4 protein-coding genes are annotated in these 3,817 nt (G+C 77.3%); 3 read left to right on the top strand and 1 reads right to left on the bottom strand.

The features are described 5' to 3' along the window. The 3 genes from CCN44_RS39540 to CCN44_RS39550 form a co-directional block, all read left to right on the top strand. Positions 1–298, top strand: a 298-nt coding sequence (locus CCN44_RS39540) for an acyl carrier protein (protein ID WP_143650365.1), incomplete at its 5' end; no start/stop codon positions are given. Continuing rightward, the gene (locus tag CCN44_RS39545; protein WP_059256079.1) at positions 295–1,035 is read left to right on the top strand and encodes a thioesterase II family protein; all 741 of its coding nucleotides are present in this window, start codon (positions 295–297) and stop codon (positions 1,033–1,035) included. The genes CCN44_RS39540 and CCN44_RS39545, both read left to right, overlap by 4 nt. Continuing rightward, entirely contained in the window at positions 1,032–2,204 is a 1,173-nt protein-coding gene (locus CCN44_RS39550; RefSeq protein WP_086703926.1) for an acyl-CoA dehydrogenase family protein, read from the top strand. The genes CCN44_RS39545 and CCN44_RS39550 overlap by 4 nt, the downstream gene beginning before the upstream one ends. Positions 2,205–2,335: 131 nt before the next feature. Here the strand turns inward: CCN44_RS39550 and CCN44_RS39555 are convergent. Next, the coding region (locus CCN44_RS39555) for a helix-turn-helix transcriptional regulator (RefSeq protein ID WP_143650366.1) at positions 2,336–3,817 on the bottom strand (1,482 nt) is incomplete at its 5' end.

Genomic DNA, 3,817 nt, shown 5'->3' on the forward strand with positions numbered 1-3,817 from the left:
CGCGGACCGGCCGGCCGCGGTGCCCCCGGTCACCGTCCCGCACACCGCCCGCGTCGAGGTCTTCACCCGGATCTGGGCGAGCATCTTCGGCGCGGACGCGGTCCGGCCGGACGCGGACTTCTTCGACCTCGGCGGCGACTCGCTGACCGCCATGCGCCTGCTGGCCCGGCTGGAGGAACAGCTCGGCGAGGACGTGCTGGAACCGGACATGATCTTCACCGAGAGCACCTACGGCGCGCTGGCCGCCGCCGTCCAGGCCTCCGGCGAGCCCCCCGCCCGACCGGCCCGGCCCCGATGACGTCCGCCGGCCGGTGGTTCCACCGCCCGGTCGACCGGCCCGCCGCCCGGATCCGGCTGGTGGGCCTGCCGTACGCGGGCGGCGGCGCGGCGGTCTTCCGGACCTGGACCGAGGCGCTCGCCCCCGACGTGGAACCGGTGTGGGTACGGCTGCCCGGCCGGGAGAGCCGGCTGCGCGAGACCCCGCTGTCCGACTGGGACGCCCTGGTCGGCGCGTTCGGCCGCGCGCTGATGCGGCACGTGCCCTCCCCGTACGTCCTCTTCGGGCACAGCATGGGCGGCATGCTGGCGTACGAGACGGCGACCGCCGCGCTCAGCCGCCCACCGGAACGCGTCGTCATCTCCGCCTGCCGGGCCCCGGACGTCGCCCGCGCGCTGCCGGCCATCCACCGCCTGCCGGGACCGGAGTTCGCCGCCGCACTGCGGGACCTGGGCGGCGCACCGGAGGAGGTGCTGGCCAGCCCCGGCCTGTTCCGGCTGCTCGAACCCGCCCTGCGCGCCGACGTACGGCTGGCCGAGACCTGGCCGGCACACCCGCCGCGTCCCGTCCCCGTCCCGGTCACCGCGGTGTGGGGCGACGCCGACCAAGTCGCCCCGCGCAGCGCCGTACGGGCGTGGCGGCATCTGGCGTCCGGCGGGTTCCGGGGCCACGAGGTGACCGGTGGCCACTTCTTCCTGTCCGACCCGTCCGCCGGTGTGGTGGACCTGGTCAACCGCGAACTCGGAGCCGCCGGATGACACGATCCGTGTATCTGACCGCACGGCACGAGGAGTTCCGCGCCCGCGTCCGCGCGGTGCTGGACGGGCTCGTCGGGCCGGCCGGCGCGTCCTGGGAGCGGGACGGCGAACTGCCCCGTACGGCGTGGAAGACCCTCGGCGACGAGGGCCTGCTGGGGCTGCTGCACCCGCGGCGGGTGGGCGGCACCGAGCAGGACCTGTTCACGTCCGTGGTGTTCCTGGAGGAACTCGGCCGCACCGGCTTCGGCGGCTGCCGCGCGGCGGTGTCGGTGCACGCCTACATGGCCACGCACTACCTCGCGACGGCCCGCGACCCGGACCTGGACCGCGACCACCTCGCGCCCGCCGTCCGCGGCGAACGGGTGGCCGCCCTGGCGATCACCGAACCCGGCGCGGGCGCGGACCTTGCCGGGCTCGTCACCACGGCCGCACGGGACGGGGACCACTACGTCGTGCGCGGGGTGAAGTCCATGGTCAGCAATGGCACGACCGCCGACTTCCACGTCGTGGCCGTCCGGACCGCGCCGCCGGCGGACTCCGGCCCCCGCGGGACGACGGGGCTCTCGCTCCTGGTGGTCGACGCCCGGCTGCCCGGCATCGCCACCGAGCCGGTGCGGACGCTCGGCTGGCGCTCCGCCGGGACCGCCACGGTGACCTACGACGGGGTGCGGGTACCGGCCGGCTGCCTGCTGGGGCGGGCGGGCAGCCGCTTCTACCAGCTGATGCGGGGACTCCAGCTGGAACGTCTCGTGGCGGCAGCGGCGGCGCTGGGCGGCATGGACCGCTGTCTGGAGGACACCCGGCGGTTCCTCACCGAACGCCGGGCGTTCGGCGCCCCCCTGGCCGACCTCCAGGCCCCGGCCCACCGCATCGCCGATCTCGCGACCGACCTCGCGGCGGCCCGTCAGCTCGTCTACCACGCGGCCTGGCTCTACGCGCAGGGGGAGCTGCCGGCCACCGAGTGCTCGATGGCCAAGCTGCACACGACGGAACTGGCGTGCCGACTGGCCGAGACCTGCCTCCAGCTCCAGGGCTCGGCGGGCTACCTGGACTCCTCCACGGTCGCGCGGATCCACCGCGACGCCCGCGCGGCGACCATCGCCGCCGGGCCGAGCGAGGTGATGCGCGACCTCATCGGCCGGGCGGTGCTGCGCGCCCCGGCGCCATGAGGCACGGCACGCACGCCGCTGAGCCACCTGCGCCCCGTGGACCGGCGCGCCGCCGGTGCGCCGCCGAGCCACCGGCGCGCTGCGGTCCGGCGCGTCCCCCGGCCGCCCGTGTCCAGGGGGCCGGCACCCGGTCAGCCGGTCAGGCGCCCCTCCATCCCGACGAGCGCGGCCAATTGGGCCCGGGAGCACAGCGCGAGCTTCTTGAACACGCGGGCGAGATAGGTCTCCACCGTCTTCGGGCTCAGCGCCAGTGCCCGCGCGATCTGCTGGTTGGTGCGGCCCTTGCTGACCAGTACGGAGATCTCCCGTTCGCGTTCGCTGAGCCGGTCGAGGCCGGTCGAGGGGTCCGCGGGACGGTTTTCCGGATCCGGCACCGGCACCGGATCCGGCCCCGGGCCGGGCTCCGCAGCGGTCTCGGCCGAGCCCTTCCCGGCGTCGGGGCGCGGCGTGCCGAGGGGACCGGGACGGTCGATCCGCGCGCGGAGCCGACCGGCCGCGTCGGCCTGGAACCCGCTCCCGATGCGGTCGGCGGCGCGCCGGGCGTGGTCGGCGTGCAGCAGGGCGGCGGCCGTGTCCCCCCGCTCCAGCAGGATGCGGCCCGCCTCGACGGCCAGCTCGGGTACGAGGTAGCGCAGCCGGTGGCGCAGGGCGAGGTCGAGTGCGCGCTCCAGCCGCGCGAGCGCCGTGGTGTCCCTGCCCAGCTCGCTCTCGGCGCGGGCCACCCAGTAGAGGGTGTCCAGGGAGCGGCGGGCCGGCTCGTCGCCGAGCCCGTCGGCCAGCCGCGCGGCCCGCCGCACCAGCTCGGCCCGCCCGCCGTCCGGGGTGCCGTCGCGGCCGGACGCGAGCGCGCGCAGGGCCAGCAGCCGGGCCTGGAGCGCCGGGTCGGCCTCCGGCACCGCGCCGGCGTCCTCGACCAGGGCCGGGCGCGGTCGTTCCGCCGCCTCCAGGCAGGTCGCCAGCAGCGCCCCCGTCGTGCGCGCCCGCGCCTCATGGGCGTCGGGCGCCAGGTTGGCGGCCGTCTTCTCCAGCAGGTCCGCCGCTTCGCCGTGCCGGCCCAGCAGGCGCAGCACGCGGGCCCGCCAGAGCTCGGCGTCCGGATGCGCAGCCGATCCCTCGGCCAGCGTGCGGTCGAACAGGGCCAGGCTCTCGGCCAGTTCTCCGCTCAGCGCCAGCGCGGTGGCGAGCCGCAGCCGCTGCCCCGGGTCGCCGCCGTCGGGGCGGGTACCGAGCGTCGCCCTGAGCCAGCCCGCCGCCCGGTCCGGGCGCTGCCACACCACGGTGCGTGCCGCCTCCTGGAGGATGCGGACGCCGTCGCCGTCCTGACCGGTGAGCGCGCCGTGGCCGAGATGCCAGGCGACGCGCGCCGGGGAGGCCGCGCGGTCGCGCAGTGCCGCGGCGGCGCGCGCGTGCGCGCCCAGCTGCCAGGCGGCGCCCGCCGTGTCGTGGGCGGTGCGGCGCACCAGCGGATCCCGGAACCGGAAGGTGCCCCGGGCGGTGCCGGGGCGCAGGATGTCGAGCCGGACCAGCTCGTCCACGCCCGCCCGGGCCTCGTCCTCACCGGCCTGCGCGGCCTGGGCCAGGAGTGCGGTGTCGAACGGCTCCTGGAGGACGGC

The organism is Streptomyces tricolor (genome assembly GCF_002155905.1).
Lineage (GTDB): Bacteria > Actinomycetota > Actinomycetes > Streptomycetales > Streptomycetaceae > Streptomyces > Streptomyces tricolor.